Origin of the sequence: Novosphingobium resinovorum (assembly GCF_001742225.1) — a bacterium.
Classification (GTDB): Bacteria; Pseudomonadota; Alphaproteobacteria; order Sphingomonadales; family Sphingomonadaceae; genus Novosphingobium; species Novosphingobium resinovorum_A.
The window spans coordinates 3,357,248-3,376,401 of record NZ_CP017075.1; the positions used below are offsets into that span (position 1 = coordinate 3,357,248).

20 protein-coding genes are annotated in these 19,154 nt (G+C 65.9%); 12 read left to right on the forward strand and 8 right to left on the reverse strand.

Annotated elements, in window-relative coordinates; all coding sequences use genetic code 11:
* Window positions 1-19: 19 nt before the first annotated feature.
* Entirely contained in the window at window positions 20-262 is a 243-nt protein-coding gene (locus tag BES08_RS15625) for a GlsB/YeaQ/YmgE family stress response membrane protein (protein WP_008831211.1), read from the reverse strand.
* Between the two features lie 720 nt (window positions 263-982).
* On the opposite strand from BES08_RS15625, the gene BES08_RS15630 reads away from it, so the two are divergent.
* Window positions 983-2,941 (forward strand): ribonucleoside-diphosphate reductase subunit alpha, encoded by a 1,959-nt coding sequence (locus BES08_RS15630; protein ID WP_236727469.1) that lies wholly within the window; start codon window positions 983-985, stop codon window positions 2,939-2,941.
* A gap of 689 nt (window positions 2,942-3,630) precedes the next feature.
* Here the strand turns inward: BES08_RS15630 and BES08_RS15640 are convergent.
* The gene (locus BES08_RS15640) at window positions 3,631-4,233 is read right to left on the reverse strand and encodes a TlpA family protein disulfide reductase (protein WP_036529461.1); all 603 of its coding nucleotides are present in this window, start codon (window positions 4,231-4,233) and stop codon (window positions 3,631-3,633) included.
* A 19-nt stretch (window positions 4,234-4,252) separates the two neighbouring features.
* Here BES08_RS15640 and argH point away from each other — a divergent pair, with 19 nt between their 5' ends.
* The 4 genes from argH (at window position 4,253) to BES08_RS15660 (ending at window position 8,085) form a co-directional block, all read left to right on the forward strand.
* Window positions 4,253-5,626, forward strand: a complete 1,374-nt coding sequence (gene argH / locus BES08_RS15645; protein ID WP_069708856.1) for an argininosuccinate lyase — start codon at window positions 4,253-4,255, stop codon at window positions 5,624-5,626.
* 7 nt (window positions 5,627-5,633) lie between these two features.
* Window positions 5,634-5,918: a hypothetical protein gene (locus tag BES08_RS15650; protein WP_008829988.1), complete on the forward strand. Its 285-nt coding sequence runs from the start codon at window positions 5,634-5,636 to the stop codon at window positions 5,916-5,918.
* A 10-nt stretch (window positions 5,919-5,928) separates the two neighbouring features.
* On the forward strand, window positions 5,929-7,188 hold the full coding sequence (lysA, locus tag BES08_RS15655; RefSeq protein WP_069708857.1) for a diaminopimelate decarboxylase: 1,260 nt from the start codon (window positions 5,929-5,931) through the stop codon (window positions 7,186-7,188).
* 120 nt (window positions 7,189-7,308) lie between these two features.
* Entirely contained in the window at window positions 7,309-8,085 is a 777-nt protein-coding gene (locus BES08_RS15660) for a precorrin-2 dehydrogenase/sirohydrochlorin ferrochelatase family protein (protein ID WP_069708858.1), read from the forward strand.
* A gap of 237 nt (window positions 8,086-8,322) precedes the next feature.
* Here the strand turns inward: BES08_RS15660 and ruvX are convergent, their stop codons facing one another.
* The 6 genes from ruvX to pyrE are packed head-to-tail and all read right to left on the reverse strand — an operon-like array spanning window position 8,323 to window position 12,666.
* Window positions 8,323-8,814: a Holliday junction resolvase RuvX gene (gene ruvX, locus BES08_RS15665; RefSeq protein ID WP_069708859.1), complete on the reverse strand. Its 492-nt coding sequence runs from the start codon at window positions 8,812-8,814 to the stop codon at window positions 8,323-8,325.
* Window positions 8,790-9,911 (reverse strand): DUF3089 domain-containing protein, encoded by a 1,122-nt coding sequence (locus tag BES08_RS15670; RefSeq protein ID WP_069708860.1) that lies wholly within the window; start codon window positions 9,909-9,911, stop codon window positions 8,790-8,792. Before BES08_RS15670 ends, ruvX begins: the two co-directional genes overlap by 25 nt.
* A 6-nt stretch (window positions 9,912-9,917) precedes the next feature.
* Complete coding sequence (gene lepB / locus BES08_RS15675; protein WP_008831547.1) at window positions 9,918-10,838, reverse strand: signal peptidase I; 921 nt, start codon at window positions 10,836-10,838, stop codon at window positions 9,918-9,920.
* A 19-nt stretch (window positions 10,839-10,857) separates the two neighbouring features.
* The gene (acpS, locus tag BES08_RS15680) at window positions 10,858-11,262 is read right to left on the reverse strand and encodes a holo-ACP synthase (protein WP_069708861.1); all 405 of its coding nucleotides are present in this window, start codon (window positions 11,260-11,262) and stop codon (window positions 10,858-10,860) included.
* Between the two features lie 25 nt (window positions 11,263-11,287).
* Entirely contained in the window at window positions 11,288-12,028 is a 741-nt protein-coding gene (locus tag BES08_RS15685; protein WP_008831549.1) for a pyridoxine 5'-phosphate synthase, read from the reverse strand.
* Between the two features lie 56 nt (window positions 12,029-12,084).
* Window positions 12,085-12,666, reverse strand: a complete 582-nt coding sequence (pyrE, locus tag BES08_RS15690) for an orotate phosphoribosyltransferase (RefSeq protein ID WP_008831550.1) — start codon at window positions 12,664-12,666, stop codon at window positions 12,085-12,087.
* A gap of 210 nt (window positions 12,667-12,876) precedes the next feature.
* Here pyrE and coxB point away from each other — a divergent pair, with 210 nt between their 5' ends.
* The 7 genes from coxB (at window position 12,877) to BES08_RS15720 (ending at window position 18,950) form a co-directional block, all read left to right on the forward strand.
* A complete protein-coding gene (gene coxB, locus BES08_RS15695) occupies window positions 12,877-13,929 on the forward strand; it encodes a cytochrome c oxidase subunit II (RefSeq protein ID WP_069708862.1) in 1,053 nt (350 codons plus the stop codon).
* A gap of 29 nt (window positions 13,930-13,958) precedes the next feature.
* The gene (gene ctaD, locus BES08_RS15700; protein WP_008831552.1) at window positions 13,959-15,641 is read left to right on the forward strand and encodes a cytochrome c oxidase subunit I; all 1,683 of its coding nucleotides are present in this window, start codon (window positions 13,959-13,961) and stop codon (window positions 15,639-15,641) included.
* 113 nt (window positions 15,642-15,754) lie between these two features.
* The gene (locus BES08_RS15705) at window positions 15,755-16,681 is read left to right on the forward strand and encodes a heme o synthase (RefSeq protein ID WP_069708863.1); all 927 of its coding nucleotides are present in this window, start codon (window positions 15,755-15,757) and stop codon (window positions 16,679-16,681) included.
* Window positions 16,682-16,690: 9 nt separating this feature from the next.
* Window positions 16,691-16,816 (forward strand): cytochrome c oxidase system small membrane protein, encoded by a 126-nt coding sequence (locus tag BES08_RS34505; RefSeq protein ID WP_256434530.1) that lies wholly within the window; start codon window positions 16,691-16,693, stop codon window positions 16,814-16,816.
* Entirely contained in the window at window positions 16,816-17,403 is a 588-nt protein-coding gene (locus tag BES08_RS15710; protein ID WP_069708864.1) for a cytochrome c oxidase assembly protein, read from the forward strand. The genes BES08_RS34505 and BES08_RS15710 overlap by 1 nt, the downstream gene beginning before the upstream one ends.
* An 82-nt stretch (window positions 17,404-17,485) precedes the next feature.
* Complete coding sequence (locus tag BES08_RS15715) at window positions 17,486-18,307, forward strand: cytochrome c oxidase subunit 3 (RefSeq protein ID WP_008831555.1); 822 nt, start codon at window positions 17,486-17,488, stop codon at window positions 18,305-18,307.
* An 88-nt stretch (window positions 18,308-18,395) separates the two neighbouring features.
* Window positions 18,396-18,950, forward strand: a complete 555-nt coding sequence (locus BES08_RS15720) for an SURF1 family cytochrome oxidase biogenesis protein (RefSeq protein ID WP_069708865.1) — start codon at window positions 18,396-18,398, stop codon at window positions 18,948-18,950.
* Window positions 18,951-19,154: the final 204 nt, after the last annotated feature.

Here is a 19,154-nt window from a genome sequence, read left to right on the forward strand (position 1 = left end):
GACGGGGTGGGCCGTACCTTTACCCGATATGCAGCACCCGCCCGAGGAAGATCAGCACGATCGCGCCGATCACCGAGGCCAGGCATCCGGCGCGGCTGAAATCGCCGCGCCCGCGGCTCGTCACCAGCCCCGCCAGCAGCGAGCCGCCGACGCCCAGCAGGATCGTCGCGATCCAACCCATGGGCACTGCACCCGGATAGAAGAACCGGGCCAGCGCGCCAATGACGAGGCCGCTGATGATGGCGCCGATGATGTTGAACATGTACTGTATGACTCCCCTTCGCGCCGCAGCGCTTTCGCATTCACGCTGATAAGCGGCGAGGAGGCCAGTGGTTGCAGGTCCTCGTCAAGCGGCGCACGCATCTCGACGAAAGCCGATGGGTCTGCCGGGGAAAAGCGTCGCGCCGGATCTTGACCGCCTCGGTTCGTCGCACGCCCGATTCGTCTCACCGGTGATTTATGTGGAAAAATTTAGGAGGCGAGGGGCGATTCAAAGGGTTGCGCTTCTGGAAGACAACGGAAATTCGGCGCGTCGCGGCAGGGAGGTGACGGCCCTGTGACGAATGCGCGGACCGATGCCGTTTGCAGCCCCCCTCTTGAACCTCTCGCTGGAAAGGGCACTATAGGTTGTGTCGCGCCGATCGAGAGGCCTCAATACCTAGGGATACAGCGCATAAGCCGAAAGGCCCGTGCGGAGCCCTTCAGGGAACTTGGGACCAGACTTCTCGAACTGGCGCGCCGGTGGTCTGGCAGGGAATGTCGTTCTCTTTTTGTGCTGGTTCTGATAGATGGGACGTTCTTGAGCGCCCTTCGACTCGGTGCCGGCCCGCTTGGCCGCCGAAAGCAGTTTGGATCGCCCCCGTGGCGGTTCGATGACAGGTTTTGACGATACATTGGGGGCGCACCAGTGGACTTCAGGAATGGAAGCGACGGACACGTGTCTGATTCGGATGTGAGCTACGCGGATCCCGCGCAAGTCGATATGGAGTCGCTCCTTGCCGGGCATGTCTCCGAAGCGGCGATGAAAAAGGAAGCCTCGGCCGTGGCCATGGACAAGACCGATACTTTGGCCGCCGATCTGGTGGTCGAGGCGCCGAAGACGAAGAAGAAGGCCGTCGATTCCAAGACGATCCACGATCGCCGCTTCACCATCGTCACCGATGCGTCGCGCGATGCGCTCCTGACCGACTTCGGCAAGGAAACGCTCGACGACCGCTACCTGCTTCCCGGCGAGAAGTATCAGGACCTCTTCGCCCGCGTGGCCGATGCCTATGCGGACGACCAGGAGCACGCGCAGCGCCTGTACGACTACATCTCGCGCCTGTGGTTCATGCCTGCCACCCCGGTCCTGTCGAACGGCGGCACCGGGCGCGGGTTGCCGATCTCGTGCTACCTCAACTCGGTCGAGGACAGCCTCGAAGGCATCGTCGCCACCTGGAACGAGAACGTCTGGCTCGCCTCGCGCGGCGGCGGCATCGGCACTTACTGGGGCAACGTGCGCGGCATCGGCGAGCCGGTCGGCCTGAATGGCAAGACCAGCGGCATCATCCCCTTCGTGCGCGTGATGGATTCGCTGACCCTCGCGATTTCGCAGGGCTCGCTGCGCCGCGGCTCGGCCGCCTGCTACCTCGATGTCTCGCACCCCGAGATCGAGGAGTTCCTGGAGATCCGCAAGACCTCCGGCGACTTCAACCGCAAGGCGCTCAACCTGCACCACGGCGTGCTGCTGACCGACGAGTTCATGGAAGCCGTGCGCGACGGCACCGACTTCGCCCTGCGCAGCCCCAAGGACGGCTCGGTGCGCGGCAAGGTTCACGCCCGCTCGCTGTTCCAGAAGCTGGTCGAAGTGCGCCTCGCCACCGGTGAGCCCTACCTCGTGTTCTCCGACACCGTGAACCGCATGATGCCCAAGCATCACCGCGATCTCGGCCTCAAGGTCTCGACTTCGAACCTGTGCTCGGAAATCACTCTGCCCACTGGCCGCGACCACCTCGGTAACGACCGTACGGCGGTGTGCTGCCTTTCCTCGCTCAACATCGAGACCTGGGAAGAGTGGAAGGGTGACAAGCGCTTCATCGAGGACGTGCTGCGCTTCCTCGACAACGTCCTGCAGGACTACATCGACCGCGCGCCGGACGAAATGGCCCGCGCCCGCTACTCGGCGGAGCGTGAGCGTTCGGTCGGCATGGGCGTGATGGGCTTCCACTCGTACCTGCAGAAGAAGGGCATCGGCTTCGAAAGCGCGATGGCCAAGGCGCTGAACCTGCAGATGTTCCAGCACATCAACGCCAAGGCCAACGAAGCCTCGATGATGCTCGCCAAGGAGCGCGGACCGTGCCTCGACGCCGCCGACCAGGGCGTGATGGAGCGTTTCAGCTGCAAGATGGCGATCGCGCCGACCGCGTCGATCTCGATCATCTGCGGCGGCACCTCGGCCTGCATCGAGCCGATCCCGGCGAACATCTACACCCACAAGACGCTTTCGGGCAGCTTCGTGGTGAAGAACCCCTACCTGCAGAAGCTGCTGGCCTCGAAGTCCAAGGATTCCAACAACGTGTGGAATTCGATCCTCGAGCAGAACGGCTCGGTCCAGCACCTCGACTTCCTCTCGGCTGACGAGAAGGCGGTCTACAAGACCAGCTTCGAGATCGACCAGCGCTGGCTGCTCGAATTCGCGGCTGACCGTACGCCTTACATCGACCAGGCGCAGTCGCTGAACCTGTTCATCCCGGCCGACGTCGACAAGTGGGACCTGATGATGCTCCACTTCCAGGCATGGGAAAAGGGCATCAAGTCGCTTTACTACCTGCGCTCGAAGTCGGTGCAGCGCGCCGGTTTCGCGGGCGGCGTAGAAGCCGACAACACCAGCGAACTGCCCAAGTTCGAACTGGCTGCCAGCGGCGGCTCGACCGACTACGACGAGTGCCTGGCCTGCCAGTGAGCGGGGCCTGCCAGTAAGGCGCCAAGGCTTCACCGAGAGCGGCCTTCCGGGAAACCGGGAGGCCGTTTTCGTTTGTATGAGACGGGAACTGGCCGGCCTTATGCCGCTCATGCCGCATGGGAAGCGTGGCGCCAGGCCTCGGGGCCTTCGACAAGCTCAGGCTGAGCGGAGTTGGAGGTCTGTTTTGGTTGGGGAACGGTCGATCGAAAATCAGATCGTCATCCCAGCGAAGGCTGGGACCGCTCTCGTCATGTCGCAACCTCTCGGCGAGGCCGGGATGAAGCTGGAAAGGGTCTGCTGAAAGGGTGCAACATGGTCATAACGGTCCCAGCCTTCGCTGGGATGACGATGGTGTTTGAATGACGGCAAAAGGGGGGGATGAGCGGACGTTGCGCTGGCCCACCCCGTCCCGGCTAGTTCGCTTCGCTCTCAAGCCTCCCGGCCCTCCCGCAAGCGGGAGGGCAAAGCGGTGCGCTTTCATTCCCCTCCCGCTTGCGGGAGGGGGCAGGGGTGGGCAAAGCGCTAGATCAGCTTTGGGGCGCTTGCCGAAGGTCCGCTTTTCTACACACCATCCCGTCCGGTACATGGCGGCGATGCTTAGCCCATCGAACCCGGACCCAGCAAGGTGACACCTTTTCCCTCTGGACCGTGTCACCCATGTAAACCCGTCCCCGTGATAAGGCGCCGGCTTACTTGGCCTCGGCGATCAGCTTGAGCGCCTCGGGCGAGGTCCAGTCGTTGCCGCCGGTATAGCGCCACACTTCCTTGCCTTGCCTGTCGAACATGATGGTGACCGGCAGGTTGCCCCCGTACTGGAAGCCGAGGTCGCCCTGCTCGTCCACCCAGGGCTGGATCTGCTCCAGTTCGCGGCGGCGCAGGATTTCGACGACCTTGTCGGTCTGGCCCATGTCCTGCGAGATCGGCAGGATCGTCACGCCCAGTTCGCCCTCGCGGTCGATCAGCTTGTTGAGCGTGGGCATTTCCGCGATGCACGGTGCGCACCACGTGGCCCACAGGTTGACCAGCAGCGGCTTGCCCTTGAACGAGGAGAGGTCGAGGCTTTCCCCGGTGTTGTCGACTAGGCTGACGGTCGGCATCGGCTCGCCCTTGTGCGAGCGATCGACCTTGCCGCCGGCCTCGGCGGGCTTTGCCGCGCCGGCTTGCGATGCTTCTTCGGAAGGCGCCGGTTGCGCGTCCTTGTTCCCTTTACTATCGCAGCCCGCAATCACGAGGGCCGAGGCCCCGGCCAGCGAACACAGGACGAGCGACTTGAGCGAACGGGAAGACAGCAAGGCGACAGGCTCCAATGCAATGTGGGGCGGACGGTTCGCACAAGGACCGTCGGCAATCATGCGCGAGATAAACGCCTCGATTCCCTTCGACAAGGCATTGTGGCGTCAGGACATCGCCGCCAGCAAGGCCCACGTCGCGATGCTGGGCGCCTGCGGCATCGTTTCGGACGCCGACGCGGTGACCATCCGCGACGGCCTCGACGCCGTCGCCGCCGAGTACGAAGCCCATGGCGTGCCCGAGGACTGGGACCTCGAGGACATCCACATGACCACCGAGTCGCGCCTCGCGCAGCTCATCGGTCCGGCGGCCGGGCGCCTCCACACCGCGCGCTCGCGCAACGACCAGGTCGCCACCGACTTCCGCCTCTGGGTGCGCGATGCGATGGACCAGGCCGATGCGGGGCTGCAGGCGCTGCAGGTCGCGCTGGTGACCCGTGCCGGTGAACATGCCGACAGCATCATGCCCGGCTTCACCCACCTGCAGACCGCGCAGCCGGTGACGCTGGGCCACCACCTGATGGCCTATTACGAGATGATCGGTCGCGACCGTTCGCGCTTCGCCGATGCGAGGAAGCGCATGAACCGCAGCCCGCTGGGCGCCGCCGCGCTGGCCGGAACCGGCTTCCCGATCGACCGCACGATGACCGCGCAGGCGCTGGGCTTCGACGCGCCGACCGACAACAGCCTCGATTCGGTGTCCGACCGCGACTTCGCGCTCGATTACCTGATGGCGGCCAGCCAGTGCTCGCTGCACCTCTCGCGTCTGGCCGAGGAGTTCATCATCTGGGCCAGCCAGCCCTTCGGCTTCGTGGCGCTGCCCGATGCGCTGTCCACCGGCAGCTCGATCATGCCGCAGAAAAAGAACCCGGACGCGGCCGAACTGGTGCGCGGCCACTCGGGCCGGATCTCCGGCTGCCTGATGTCGCTGATGATGACGATGAAGGGCCTGCCGCTTGCCTATTCGAAGGACATGCAGGACGACAAGCCGCCGGTGTTCGAGGCGGCGGGCCTGCTGGCGCTGTCGATCGCGGCGATGACCGGCATGGTCGCCGACACCCGCTTCAAGACCGACCGCATGCGCGCCGCCGCCGAACTCGGCTTCGCCACCGCCACCGATCTGGCCGACTGGCTGGTGCGCCAGGCCGACATTCCCTTCCGCGAGGCGCACCACATCACCGGCGCCGCGGTCAAGCTGGCCGAGCAGCGCGGCGTGCCGCTCGATCAATTGCCGCTGGAGGACCTCAAGGCCATCGACAGCCGCATCGACGAGCGCGTATTCAACGCGCTCTCGGTCGAGGCTTCGGTCGCCGCGCGCAACTCGCACGGCGGCACCGCGCCCGAGCAGGTGCGCCTGCGCGTGGCGGATGCCCGCGACGCCCTGGGTCTGGAGTGATACGTCGATGAAGAAGGCCGTTCCCGTCCTGATGCTCCTCAGCCTCGCCGCGTGCGGGCAGCAGTCGGCACTCGGCCTGAAACCGGGGCAGACGATGCCGCCTGCGCCTTATGGCCGGGCGGACAAACCGTCGGCGGCGGAGCTTCTCACGCTGCCGACCATCGCCATTCCCGAACGCAGCGTCGAACTGCGCACCCGTTCCGAGCAGCGGCAGGACGATCCCTTCGACCTGCCGCCGCCCGAGGCGCCGCAGCCCGACCCGACTACAGCCGCATCCGGCCAGCCCGAGTAAGAAATCTTCCATGGATCATTTTGCAATCACAGACGGCGCGATGAACGCCGAACAGGTGCCGCTGGCCGAAATCGCCCGCGAAGTCGGCACCCCCGTTTACGTCTATTCGCGCGCCACGCTCTCGCGGCACGCCAGGGTCTTCCGCGAAGCGCTCTCCGCGCTGCCCAGCATCCACATCGCCTTCGCGGTGAAGTCCAACCCGAACCTCGCCGTCCTGCGCCTGCTGGCCAAGGAAGGCTACGGCGCGGACGTCGTCTCCGAAGGCGAGATGAACCGCGCGCTGGCGGCGGGCATGAAGGCCGGGGACGTGGTGTTCTCCGGCGTCGGCAAGACGCGCGCCGAACTGATCGCCGCCGTGCGCGCCGGGATCGGCCAGTTCAATCTCGAGAGCGAGGAAGAGGGCGTCGAACTTTCCGAGATCGCTGCGGAACTGGGCGCCAGGGCCACCTGCACCCTGCGTGTAAATCCGGACGTTGACGCACGCACGCACGCCAAGATCTCGACCGGCAAGGCCGAGAACAAGTTCGGCGTCGCCTACGACCGCGCGGCAGGGATCTACGAACGCCTCTCGGCGCTGCCGGGGCTGGAGATGCGCGGCCTTGCCGTCCACATCGGCAGCCAGATCAGCGACCTCGAACCCTCGCGTCAGGCGTTCATCAAGATGGGTGCGCTGATGGAGACGCTGCGTTCGCAGGGCCTGACCGTCACCCACATGGATCTCGGCGGCGGTCTCGGCGTGCCTTACAAGGCGACCGACGACCTGCCGACGCCCGCAGACTATGGCCGCATGGTGGCCGAGGTCGCCGGCGACTGGGGCGTCACCCTGATGTTCGAGCCGGGCCGTGTCATCACCGGCAACTCGGGCGTGCTCGTGACCGAAGTGGTGCGCGTCAAGCAGGGCACGACGAATCCGTGGATCGTCGTCGATGCGGCGATGAACGACCTCGCCCGCCCGGCGATGTACGATGCCTGGCACGACTTCGCGGCCGTGCACCCCTCGGGCGAGACGATGACCGCGAACATCGTCGGCCCCATCTGCGAAAGCTCCGACACGTTCGCCATGGCGCGCGAAATCGACGTGGTGAAGGCGGGTGACCTCGGCGTGTTCCGCACCGCCGGTGCCTATGGCGCGACGATGGCGAACACCTACAACAGCCGCGCGCTGGTGCCCGAGGTTATGGTCGACGGCGACAAGTGGGCGCTTGTCGCCAACCGCATCGAACCTGCCACGATCCTCGCCGCCGAGCAGGTTCCGGCCTGGCTTGACTGAAGGACAAAGGCCCACCCCCAACCCCTCCCGCTCATCCTGAGCTTGTCGAAGGGGGAGGGGAGCGAGACGTGGCAATTTATCGCCTAGTCGCAGCGGGGTGGGCGGGCTACGCCTGACAGCATGATCGAAGCGCTTCCCCTTTTTCACCGCATTGCCGGGCGCCCGGTCGTCGTGTTGGGGCAGGGGGAGGCGGCCACAGCCAAGCGAAGGCTGGTCGAGCGAGCGGGGGCCGTGGTCCACACCGACATTTCCGAAGGCGTAGCGGCGGGCGCAAGGCTGGCTTTCGTCGTCCACGAGGAGGAGGCGCAGGCCGAGGCGGACGTCGCGGCGGCTCGCCGCGCGGGAATGCTGGTGAACGCCACCGACCGTCCGGCCTTGTGCGATTTCACGGTGCCTTCGATCCTCGACCGTTCGCCGGTGCTGATCGCGGTGGGGACCGGAGGCGCTTCGGCGGGTCTTGCCAAGCAGCTGCGGCTGCGGCTGGAAGCGCTGCTGCCGCAATCGCTGGGGGTGCTGGCGAGCGCCTTGCAGGCCGCGCGTGGCCGCTTACGCGAACGTTTCCCCGAAGCAGGCGACCGCCGCCGTGCGCTGGATGCGGCGCTGACGGCGGGCGGAATGCTCGATCCGCTTGTCGCGAGCAGCGCTGAGCGGGTCGATGGCTGGCTACAGGACGCCATCGCCGATGAGGGCGAGCTTGTGGAAATCACCCTTGGCAGCGATGATCCCGACGACCTGACGCTGCGCCAGGCCCGTCTGCTGGGCGCTGCCGATGTCGTCATCCACGATCCGCGCGTGGCGCCAGCCATCCTCGACCGCGCCCGCGCTGACGCACAGCGGCATGTGCTGCAAGACACCGCGCCGCGCGCGGGACTGACGGTGGTGCTGACGCTGGGTTGAGGTGGCGGGGTTTCGGCAGGGTCAGGCGGAGCGGAAGGTCCGGCTTGGGTGGGGAACTGCCATATATCCTCCCTGTCGCGCAGCGATGGGGAGGTGGCAGCCCGCAGGGCTGACGGAGGGGTTCTTCCCCTCCACCACCGACTGCGTCGGCGGTCCCCCTCCCCATCGCTTCGCGACAGGGAGGATCAGGCGAGGTCCGCAATTAGGGCGCCTACGGCAATTCCGTCCAGCGCCCCTCTAGAACAGCCCCCCGGCCAGCGCATCGACGGCGCCTTGCAGGATCACCGCCGCCGCTGCCGAATCGATACGCGTGGCGCGCTTGGCGCGGCTCATGTCCTGTTCGATGAGGCCGCGCTCGGCGCTGGAGGTGGACCAGCGTTCGTCCCATAGCAGGATCGGCAGGCCCAGTACCGACAGGTTGCGGGCATAGGCGCGGCTCGACTGTGCGCGCGGGCCTTCGGAGCCGTCCATGTTGAGCGGCAGCCCGATGACGATGCCCTTGACCGAGCGTTCGCGGATCAGGTTTTCCATCAGCGCCTTGTCGGCGCCGAACTTGCCGCGCTTGATCGTCTTGCCGGGCGAGGCGATGCGCCAGCCGGCATCGCAGAACGCGGTGCCGATGGTCTGGGTGCCGAGGTCGAGGCCGAGCAGCGTGCCCTTGTTCGGCAGGGCCTCGCGGAACTCCAGCGCGCTGGTGGTCGGGGTCACTTTTGCTGCTTCGCCAGCCACGCTTGGGTGCGCCTTTCGAAATCGGCCCTGAGGTTCGCCCAGAACAGGGTCACGTCATAGAGGTGATAGTTGTTGCCCGGCAGCACGTAGGCCCCGAGGTCGAGCTTGGGCGGCGGGCCGATGTGGAGGAAGTGGTCGGGGCTGCAAGTCGCGGGAACGACCTGCGCGGCCATGGTTCCGCTACGGGCCTTGAAGTCGGGCACGAGGGTGCCGAGGTTCGCCTCGGCCCCTGCGGCGCTGCCGGGCACGCCGGTCAGCGGATTGGTGCACAGGAACGCGCTGCCCGCCACCGACTTCGCGTCGAGCCCGGTGCGCCGTGCATAGGCCTTGAGCAGCATCGCGGTATCCGCCGGGTCGGCGACCGAAAGCCAACTGACGATGCAGCCGGGCTCGTCCGCGCGCTCGCAGGCGGGGACGCCCATCTTCGGCAGGTCATGCTCCAGCGAGACCGGCCAGCCGATCACCCATGCCCCGACGAGGCGCTGCGCCAGCGGCGTCCCGGCGATGCGGTCGCGCATCAGGCGGCGCAGCAGGAACGCGCCCTGGCTATGGCCCGCCAGCGCGATCGGCTGGTCCGGCCTCAGGTTGCGCGTGAATATCTCGAACGAGGCGAGCACGTCGGCGTAGGCAAGGTCGATCGCCTGCGCGGCTTCGGGCTTTGCGGTCAGGAAGGTCCCGACGGCGGCCTGCCGGTAGCGCGGCGCCCAGACTTCGCCCTCGTTGAACGGGCTGGCCATGCCCTGCACGAAGAGGTTCGCGCGGTCGCGGCTGACTGTGTCGTCCAGCGCGGCGTTCCAGGCGTCACGCGCGATGTAGCTGGTGGGGTGGACGAAGAAGACCGCGACCGGGAGTTTTGTCTTGGGGGCCTCGATGCCGGGAGGGAGCCACGAGGAGGGATCGTCCTTCAGGCCCGGCCGCGCGACCCACATCGCCGGGTTGTTCCACGATTCGGGCGGCAGCGCCTGCTGTTCCGCAAAGGAAACGTTGGGCACGAAGGCCATCTCGGTCAGGTCCTCGGACCAGAACCAAAGGGCCAGCATCAGCGCCAGCACCGCTACCGTCAGTCCCGCGATGACGTAGAGGAACTTGCGCGCCATGCCCGGTCAGTACGCCTTGGCGGGATCGACGCGCGGGCGCAGGCTGGTGAAGGCCCGCCCGTCGCGCATGGAACTCCACCAGGTCAGCGGGTTCCAGCTTTGCGAGCCATCGAGCGAGAAGGTGATGAACTCCGCCCGTCCGCCGATGTCGGACAGCGGCACCGGACCGCCGAGGCCGCCGTCGGGCTGGCCCTGCCAATTGGTGGTGAAGGGCGCGCGGCTGTCCGCCGAACGGTCACGGTCGTCACCCATCAGGAAGACGTGGCCTGCGGGGATCGTGACCTCGGGATAGTTGTCGAGGCTCTGCGTGACATAGTCGATCACCTGATAGCTGGCCCCGTTGGGCAACGTCTCGCGGTAGGTCGGCAGTTCGTAGACCTCGCGGCCGGAGGGCAGGCGGGTGCGGTATTGCTCGAAGCCGTCGTAGCAGTGGCCCGGCTCCTGCCCTTCGCAGGTCAGCTTGTCGTCGGCGGGGATCTGCACCGGCGGCTCGATCTCGCGCGGGATGAACTTGCCGTTGAGGCGGATGCGGCCGTCGATCACGGCGATGCGGTCTCCCGGACGGGCGACGACGCGCTTGATGAGGTCGGCCTTGCGATTGCCGGGCACGACGATGACGATGTCCCCGTATGCGGGCGTGGAGCCGAGGATGCGCGTTGTCGAGCGCGGCAGCAGGTGGAAGCTCAGCGACGACCAGTTCCAGCCGTAGGGATACTTCGACACGACCAGCCGGTCTCCCACCAGCAGCCCCGGCATCATCGAGATCGAGGGGATGTAGAACGGCTTGGCCACCAGCGAGTGGAATGCCAGCACGCCCAGCAGCATGAGGAAGAGGCCGCGTAGCTCCTGCCACCAGTTGGTGGTGCGGGGCTGCCTTGCCGGCTTGGCCTGTTCGAGGGAGTCTGGCCGGGCGGTCTGTTCGGTCATGCGGGGGGGAACTCGGCGATTAGGAGAGGGGGCGCGCTTCGATGATCACGAAGGCCTGCGCCCATGGGTGGTCGTCCGTGAGTGTCAGGTGAACCACGGCTTCATGGCCTGCGGGGATCATGGAATCCAGCCGTTCCTTCGCGCCGCCGGTCAGCGCCAGCGTCGGCGCACCGGAGGGAGCGTTGACGACGCCGATGTCCTTCATGAACACGCCCGCCTTGAACCCGGTTCCGACCGCCTTGGAAAACGCCTCCTTGGCGGCGAAGCGCTTGGCCAGCGTGCCCGCGATGGTGTGCGGGCGGCGGGCGGCCTTGGCGCGCTCCACCTCGGTGAAGACGCGACCCAGAAAGCGGTCGCCGTAGCGTTCGAGCGAATTGGCGATTCGCTCGATGTTGCACAGGTCCGAGCCGAGACCGATGATCATGCCCGGGCTCCCGCTTGCTTCGTCATCACCGCACCTCGTCCATCAGCGCGCGCATCTTCTTCACGCTGGCTTCCAGCCCGATGAAGATCGCCTCGCCGATGAGGTAGTGACCGATGTTGAGTTCCGCCAGTTGCGGAATCGCCGCGATGGGCTGGACGTTCTCGTACGTCAGGCCATGCCCGGCGTGCGGCTCGATGCCGTTCTTGGCCGCGAGCGCCGACATGTCGACGATCCGGCGCAGCTCATGCGCCACCTGCTCGCCCTCGGCATGGGCATATTCGCCGGTGTGGAATTCCACCACCGGGGCGCCGAGCTTCATCGCGGCCTCGATCTGGCGCGGCTCGGGGGCGATGAAGAGGCTGACGCGAATCCCTGCGTCCGACAGGCGCGAGACGATCGGCGCGAGGCGATTGTGCTGGCCCGCCGCGTCAAGGCCGCCCTCGGTCGTGCGCTCCTCGCGCCGCTCGGGCACGATGCAGGCGGCGTGAGGACGGTGGCGCAGGGCGATCTCGAGCATCTCGTCGGTTGCCGCCATCTCCAGGTTGATCGGCAGGCCGGTCGCCTCCGCGACGCGGAAGAGATCGTCGTCGCGGATGTGGCGGCGATCCTCGCGCAAGTGCACGGTGATGCCGTCGCCGCCCGCGCGCGCCACGATCTGGGCGGCGCGGGCCGGGTCCGGATGCTCGCCGCCGCGCGCGTTGCGGATCGTCGCGACATGGTCGATGTTGACGCCGAGACGCAGGCGGGCGGGCTTGAGCACGTTCATTCTATCATCCTGAGCTTGTCGAAGGATTGTCCGATCAGGGAGCGACGTTCCGAGATTTACTGGGCGCGGCTGCCGGGCTTCACCGCCTGCGAAGAGGCCAGTTCGGGCGGCAGTTCGTCCGGCGCATACGTCGGGAAGTTGAGCGCCACGAGCGGGAAGAACGGCACGCCCAGATCCACCGATCCGGCCGAGCGATCGACCAGCGAGGCCGCCGCGATCACCGTGCCGCCGGCTTCCTCGATGGCCTTGATGGCTTCGCGGCTGGACAGGCCGGTGGTGACCACGTCCTCGACCATCAGCACCTTGTCGCCCGGTTCCAGCGAGAAACCGCGGCGCAGTTCGAAAGTGCCGGTGGGGCGCTCGACGAACATCGCGTCGACCTGCAGGGCGCGGCCCATCTCCTGGCCGATGATGACGCCGCCCATCGCGGGCGAGACGACCTTGGTGATCTGCTTGCGGATGTCGTGCGGCAGCTTGGATGCGATGGCGACGGCAAGACGCGCGGCGCGGTCGGGGTTCATCAGGACGCGGGCGCACTGAAGATAGTACGCGCTGTGGCGGCCGGACGAGAGCAGGAAGTGTCCTTCCAGCAGCGCCTTGCAGGCGCGGAATTCGGCGAGGACCTCTTCTTCGAGCATTTGCAACTATACCTCTGGAGCGTTTTTCGAGTGTTCGCGCGCAGTTCGTCTGGCGCTTGCGGCAAAAATTCCCCTAGAGGCGCTTGAGACGGGCGGCAAGGCCGCGTATAGCCCGGCCCAAAGGGGGCGAAAAACGCCGCCATGACAGGGGTGCGCTTGAAGTCGTTGATACGGCACGGGCGTTCGAAGGAAGTGGAAGCGCAAAAAACCATGACATTGGGCAAGATTTCCATTGGTGCAGGAAGGGTTCGCAGAGCCCTTGGACTATCCTTTAACGGGGCTCTCGCCAGCGTGCTGACGTTCGCCGCGCCTGCAATGGCGCAGGACGCCGCCGCTCCTTCCGCCGGAAGTTATACCCCGATGAAGCCGACGCCGGGCATCGGCATGCCGGTCGACGGCGGTATCAACCTCCAGCAGCAGTTCTCGCCTACGGGTGAATACGGCGAATGGCTGCACCACGGCCTGCTGTGGATCTGCCTCATCATCTCGCTGTTCGTGCTGGCGCTGCTGGCCATCGTCATCGTGCGCTTCAACCGTCGCGCCAATCCGGTGCCGTCGAAAACCAGCCACAACACCGTGCTCGAAGTGGTGTGGACGCTGGCGCCGGTGCTGATCCTGATCGGCATCGCGGTGCCCTCGATCGACCTCATCGCCAAGCAGTACAAGCCCGCGCCCAAGACCGCGCTGACCGTCAAGGTCACCGGCAACCAGTGGTTCTGGACGTACGGCTACCCGGATAACGGCGACTTCGAGGTGATCTCGAACATGCTGAACATCCCCGGCCAGCCGGTGGTCAACAACGGCGTGCGCGAAGTCGGCTCCAAGCCCTGGGACGGTCCGTCGCACCTCGAGGTGGACAACCGCATGGTCGTGCCGGTCGGCGAACCGATCCGCCTGCAGATCACCGCCACCGACGTGATCCACTCGTTCGCGGTGCCCTCGCTGTGGTTCAAGCTGGACGCGGTGCCGGGCCGCATCAACGAGAAGGTCCTCTTCATCGAGAAGCCGGGCGTCTATTACGGCCAGTGCTCCGAACTGTGCGGCGCCAAGCACGGCTACATGCCGATCGCGGTCGAGGCGCTGCCGCGTGATAAGTATAATGCCTGGGTCCTGACCCATGCCGGCGCGGAGATCGACGGGCAGAAGAAGCCTGCGGCCGCCGCCGAAGCCGCTGCGGCTCCTGCCGCCGCTCCCGCCCCAGGTTCTTCTGAAGCTCCTGCTTCCGAAGCGCCTGCCGGCGAAGCGACCGCCGAAGCCGAATAATAGCGATACGAGAGGACAGGGTCCCCACCATGGCAACCACCGCTGACCACTTCCAGGCTCACCCGGAAGACCACGGCCATCACGCCGAACACAAGCCCGCGTTCTTCGCGCGCTGGTTCATGTCGACCAACCACAAGGACATCGGCACGATGTACCTGATCTTCGCGATCTTCGCGGGGATCATCGGCGGTGCCTTCTCGGGCATGATGCGCGTCGAGCTGAACGAGCCGGGCATCCAGTACCTCGACACCTTCGCGCGCTGGTTCGGCGCGGTGAACCCGGACTTCAACACCACGCTGCACACCTGGAACGTGCTCATCACCGCGCATGGTCTGATCATGGTGTTCTTCATGGTGATGCCCGCGATCATCGGCGGCTTCGGCAACTGGTTCGTGCCGATCATGATCGGCGCGCCGGACATGGCGTTCCCGCGCATGAACAACATCTCGTTCTGGCTGACGGTGGCGGGCTTCTGCTCGCTGCTGTGCTCCGCCTTCGTGCCGGGCGGCACGGGTAACGGCGCGGGCACCGGCTGGACGGTCTATGCCCCGCTCTCGACCAGCGGTTCGCCCGGACCCGCAGTGGACTTCGGCATCTTCGCGCTGCACCTTGCCGGTGCCGGCTCGATCATGGGCGCGATCAACTTCATCACCACGATCTTCAACATGCGCGCGCCGGGGATGACCATCCACAAGATGCCGCTGTTCGTGTGGTCGGTGCTGGTGACCGCGTTCCTGCTGCTGCTCTCGCTGCCGGTCCTTGCCGCCGCGATCACCATGCTGCTGACCGATCGCAACTTCGGCACCACCTTCTTCGACGCTTCGGGCGGCGGTGATCCGGTGCTCTACCAGCACCTGTTCTGGTTCTTCGGTCACCCCGAAGTCTACATCATGATCCTGCCGGGCTTCGGCATCATCTCGCAGATCATCTCGACCTTCTCGAAGAAGCCGGTGTTCGGCTACCTCGGCATGGCTTACGCGATGGTCGCGATCGGCGTGGTCGGCTTCATCGTGTGGGCGCACCACATGTACGCCACCGGGCTTTCGGTGAACACCAAGATGTACTTCACCGCCGCCACCATGGTCATCGCGGTGCCGACCGGCGTGAAGATCTTCTCGTGGATCGCCACGATGTGGGGCGGTTCGGTGGAGTTCAAGTCGCCGATGGTCTGGGCGATGGGCTTCATTTTCCTGTTCACCGTGGGCGGCGTCACCGGCGTATACCTTGCCAACGGCGGCATCGACGACGTGGTGCACGACACCTACTTCGTCGTCGCGCACTTCCACTACGTGCTGTCGCTGGGTGCGGTGACCGCGCTCTTCGCAGGGTTCTACTACTGGTTCCCGAAGATGAGCGGCCGCATGCACTCGGAGTTCCTGTCCCACGTCCACTTCTGGATCTTCTTCGTGGGCGTGAACATGATCTTCTTCCCGATGCACTTCCTGGGCCTGCAGGGCATGCCGCGCCGCTATCCGGACTACGCGGAAGCCTATACCCACTGGAACCACATCGCGACCGTGGGCTACATGGTCATGGCCTTCAGCCTCGTGATCTGGTTCATCAACATCATCTACGCCTTCACCGCCGGTAAGAAGGTGGGTGACAACTACTGGGGCGAAGGCGCGACCACGCTTGAGTGGACGCTCTCCAGCCCGCCGCCGTACCACCAGTTCGAGACCCTTCCGGTCATCGGCGAGACGGTGCACCACTGATCCCCTGCGGGCCGCCCCGGACCTGTCCGGGGCGGCCGCTAACCTTCACCGGATGGGGCTGAGACGTTCTGGCTCTCGCCTGAATCGGTCCCCGGGTGTATGGGCGGCCCATCATGACCCCCACGAATTCGATTCCTGCCGCCAACGCGGTGCCTGCCGATTGGCGCGACCTGATCGCGCTGACCAAGCCGCGCGTGATGAGCCTGGTGATCTTCACCGGCCTGTGCGGCCTGCTCGCCGCGCCTGAAAGCATCCACCCCGTCCTCGGCTTCACCGCGATCCTGTGCATCGCCATGGGCGCAGGCGGCGCCGCCGCGCTCAACCAGTGGTGGGAAGCGGACATCGACGCCGGGATGAAGCGCACCGCCAAGCGCCCGCTGCCGCAGGGCCGGCTCGATCGCACCACCGCGCGCGACTTTGCCGGTATCCTGTGCGCCGCATCGGTGTTCCTGATGGGCTTCGCGATCAGCTGGCTGGCCGCCGCGATCCTTGCGATCTCGATCGTCTACTACGCCGTGATCTACACGATCTGGCTGAAGCCGCGCACGCCGCAGAACATCGTCATCGGCGGCGGCGCGGGCGCGTTCCCGCCGTTGATCGGCTGGATCGCCGCGACCGGCCACATCTCGACGATGCCGGTCGTGCTCTTCGCGATCATCTTCTTCTGGACGCCGCCGCACTTCTGGGCGCTCGCGCTTTTCGTGAAGACCGAATATGCCAAGGTCGGCATCCCGATGATGCCGGTCGTCGCGGGCGAACGCTCGACCCGCCGCCAGATCCTCGCTTACGCCGTGCTGCTGCTGCCGCTCAGCGCGCTGCCGTGGTGGCTGCCGGGCAAGGAGCATGCGGGCGCGATCTACGGCGTTTCGGCGCTGGCGCTCTCCACGGTGTTCCTCGCCCTCTCGATCCGCGTTGGACTGCGCACGCGCAGCGGCGATGACGATGCCATGAAGCCCGAAAAGCAGCTGTTCGCCTACTCGGTGCTCTACCTTTTCGCCCTGTTCGCCGCGCTCGTGGTCGATCGCTACATTCCGCTTTGAGGACGTTTCATGCCCGCGCCACAGGAACAGAAGACCATCGAACAGATCCGCCGCAGCCGTAACCGCGCCCTCGGCCTCAGCCTCGCGGCCTTCGTGGTGCTGGTGTTCTGCATCTCCATCGTGAAGATGGGCTGATGGCGGGGAAGGGCGAATCCCGCTCCAACCGCAAGGTCGCGCTGACGGCCGCTTCGGCGGCGCTGGCGATGCTCGGCCTGGGGTTCGCGTCGGTGCCGCTCTACCGCATCTTCTGTCAGGTGACCGGCTACGGCGGCACCACCCAGCGCGCCGACGAGGCCAAGGCTGCCACCGTCAAGGACAGCGGCCGGACGATATCGATCCGCTTCGACGCCAATGTCGAGCGCAACATGCCCTGGCAGTTCAAGCCGCTGCAGCGCACCGACACGGTCTCGATCGGCGCCCGCGACATGGCGCTGTTCTGGGCCAAGAACGACAGCGACAAGACCGTCACCGGCACCGCCAGCTTCAACGTCGAGCCGGAACAGGCCGCGCGCTACTTCAACAAGATCCAGTGCTTCTGCTTCACCGAGCAGACGCTGAAGCCCGGCGAGGAAGTGCGCATGCCGGTGCTCTATTACGTCGATCCGGCGATCCTGACCGACCCGGACAACAAGGACGTGCAGCAGATCACGCTGAGCTATACCTTCCACGTCACGCGGGTGGAGGACGCAAAGGCACTGGACCATCCGCGCACGGGCAGTTAAGCGAAGTACCAAGAACCGTCGGCCATGATAAAACAGGGCGGCAGACGGCACACGAGATTGGATGAACGGGGACGAAGGCACCATGGCAGGTACGAAGAACCACGATTACCACATTCTTCCGCCCGACATCGCGCCTCTGGCGACGACCATCGGCGCCTTCACCTTCACCACCGGCATGGTGCTGTTCATGCACAAGATGCCCGGCGGCCATTTCGTGCCCTGGGCCGGGCTCGCGATCCTGCTGGCCTCGATGTTCATGTGGTTCTCCAAGATCGTCAACGAGGCGCATGCGGGCGACCACACGCCCGTCGTCCAGCTGCACCAGCGCTACGGCATGATCCTGTTCATCGCTTCGGAAGTGATGTTCTTCGTCGGCTGGTTCTGGGCCTTCTTCGACTTCTCGCTGTTCCCCTCCGAACTGGCGGACGTCATCGGCGGACAGTGGCCGCCCAAGGCGATCGAGGCGGTCATGGACCCCTTCGCCCTGCCGCTGCTCAACACGCTGATCCTGCTGTGCTCGGGCACCACCGTCACCTGGGCGCACCACTCGCTGATCCATGGCGATCGTGAAGGGCTCAAGAAGGGCCTGTGGGCGACGATCCTGCTCGGCGCGCTGTTCTCGTGCATTCAGGCCTACGAGTACATGCATGCCCCGTTCGGCTTCGGCGGCAACACCTACAGCTCGGCCTTCTACATGGCGACCGGCTTCCACGGCTTCCACGTGATCGTCGGCACGATCATGCTGATCGTCTGCCTCAAGCGCACCTACAACGGCGACTTCACGCCCCGCCAGCACTTCGGCTTCGAAGCGGCGGCATGGTACTGGCACTTCGTCGACGTGGTGTGGCTGTTCCTCTTCGTCGCGGTCTACATCTGGGGCGGCTGGGGCTATCCCACGCATTAATTGGCCCACGCACTGATCGAACAGATCGTTCATTCCGAAAAGGCAGCCGAAGACCGCTTCGGCTGCCTTTTTCGCATCAGGACCTGACATGCGCCGCATCCCCGTCTTCGCGACCCTCATCGTCCTTGCCGCCGTGGCGGTGATGATCGCGATGGGCTTTTGGCAACTGCGCCGCCTCCATGAAAAGGAAGCGCTGCTGGCCCACTACGCCGCCGCGCAGAAGAACCCCGAGCCCGTCGAGTGGACATCCCGAGGCGTCGGCAAGGACCTGCTCTATCGCCGCGCCCATCTCGTCTGCGCGGGCGTAGGCGACCGCAGCAGCATCGCCGGAAGCAACGCCAAAGGGGAGCCCGGCGTGGCCCAGACCGCCGAATGCACGCTGCCGGGCGGTGGCAGGGCGCTGGTGGTGATGGGATGGTCGCTCCAGCCCAACGCTGGAGCATGGCAGGGCGGAGACGTCACCGGCATGATCGCCCCCGGCCCGCGTCTTGTGGCGATGCCTGCGGTTGGCGGACTGGAGGAAAACGCGATCCCTGATCCGGCGGATCTGCCGAACAACCACTTGTCTTATGCGGGGCAGTGGTTCTTCTTCGCGGCTACGGCGTTGGTTATCTACTTTCTGGCGCTCAGGAAGAGGAAGTAGGAAGTCCTGGGGCCCCCCATATACCTTTGGCGCCCCAGACCCCCATACCGTCGTCGTCGGGCGCGCAGCAGCCTCAGCCACACATTGCGCCGCAGGCTGTTTTGTCTCCCGGCTCATCGTGGGCGCGGGAGGAGGCTGCGCGCGTCACCTCGACGGTTAAGGGGTCTGGGGCGATGGCCCAGATTCATTTCTTTCCTTCTTCAC

Excerpts from the sequence above, each read along its gene's own strand:
- BES08_RS15625 (WP_008831211.1), bottom strand. The coding sequence starts at position 262 with ATGTTCAACATCATCGGCGCCATCATCAGCGGCCTCGTCATTGGCGCG.
- BES08_RS15630 (WP_236727469.1), top strand. The coding sequence starts at position 983 with ATGGAGTCGCTCCTTGCCGGGCATGTCTCCGAAGCGGCGATGAAAAAG.
- argH (WP_069708856.1), top strand. The coding sequence starts at position 4,253 with ATGTGGGGCGGACGGTTCGCACAAGGACCGTCGGCAATCATGCGCGAG.
- BES08_RS15650 (WP_008829988.1), top strand. The coding sequence starts at position 5,634 with ATGAAGAAGGCCGTTCCCGTCCTGATGCTCCTCAGCCTCGCCGCGTGC.
- lysA (WP_069708857.1), top strand. The coding sequence starts at position 5,929 with ATGGATCATTTTGCAATCACAGACGGCGCGATGAACGCCGAACAGGTG.
- BES08_RS15660 (WP_069708858.1), top strand. The coding sequence starts at position 7,309 with ATGATCGAAGCGCTTCCCCTTTTTCACCGCATTGCCGGGCGCCCGGTC.
- BES08_RS15670 (WP_069708860.1), bottom strand. The coding sequence starts at position 9,911 with ATGGCGCGCAAGTTCCTCTACGTCATCGCGGGACTGACGGTAGCGGTG.
- lepB (WP_008831547.1), bottom strand. The coding sequence starts at position 10,838 with ATGACCGAACAGACCGCCCGGCCAGACTCCCTCGAACAGGCCAAGCCG.
- acpS (WP_069708861.1), bottom strand. The coding sequence starts at position 11,262 with ATGATCATCGGTCTCGGCTCGGACCTGTGCAACATCGAGCGAATCGCC.
- BES08_RS15685 (WP_008831549.1), bottom strand. The coding sequence starts at position 12,028 with ATGAACGTGCTCAAGCCCGCCCGCCTGCGTCTCGGCGTCAACATCGAC.
- pyrE (WP_008831550.1), bottom strand. The coding sequence starts at position 12,666 with ATGCTCGAAGAAGAGGTCCTCGCCGAATTCCGCGCCTGCAAGGCGCTG.
- coxB (WP_069708862.1), top strand. The coding sequence starts at position 12,877 with ATGACATTGGGCAAGATTTCCATTGGTGCAGGAAGGGTTCGCAGAGCC.
- ctaD (WP_008831552.1), top strand. The coding sequence starts at position 13,959 with ATGGCAACCACCGCTGACCACTTCCAGGCTCACCCGGAAGACCACGGC.
- BES08_RS15705 (WP_069708863.1), top strand. The coding sequence starts at position 15,755 with ATGACCCCCACGAATTCGATTCCTGCCGCCAACGCGGTGCCTGCCGAT.
- BES08_RS34505 (WP_256434530.1), top strand. The coding sequence starts at position 16,691 with ATGCCCGCGCCACAGGAACAGAAGACCATCGAACAGATCCGCCGCAGC.
- BES08_RS15710 (WP_069708864.1), top strand. The coding sequence starts at position 16,816 with ATGGCGGGGAAGGGCGAATCCCGCTCCAACCGCAAGGTCGCGCTGACG.
- BES08_RS15715 (WP_008831555.1), top strand. The coding sequence starts at position 17,486 with ATGGCAGGTACGAAGAACCACGATTACCACATTCTTCCGCCCGACATC.
- BES08_RS15720 (WP_069708865.1), top strand. The coding sequence starts at position 18,396 with ATGCGCCGCATCCCCGTCTTCGCGACCCTCATCGTCCTTGCCGCCGTG.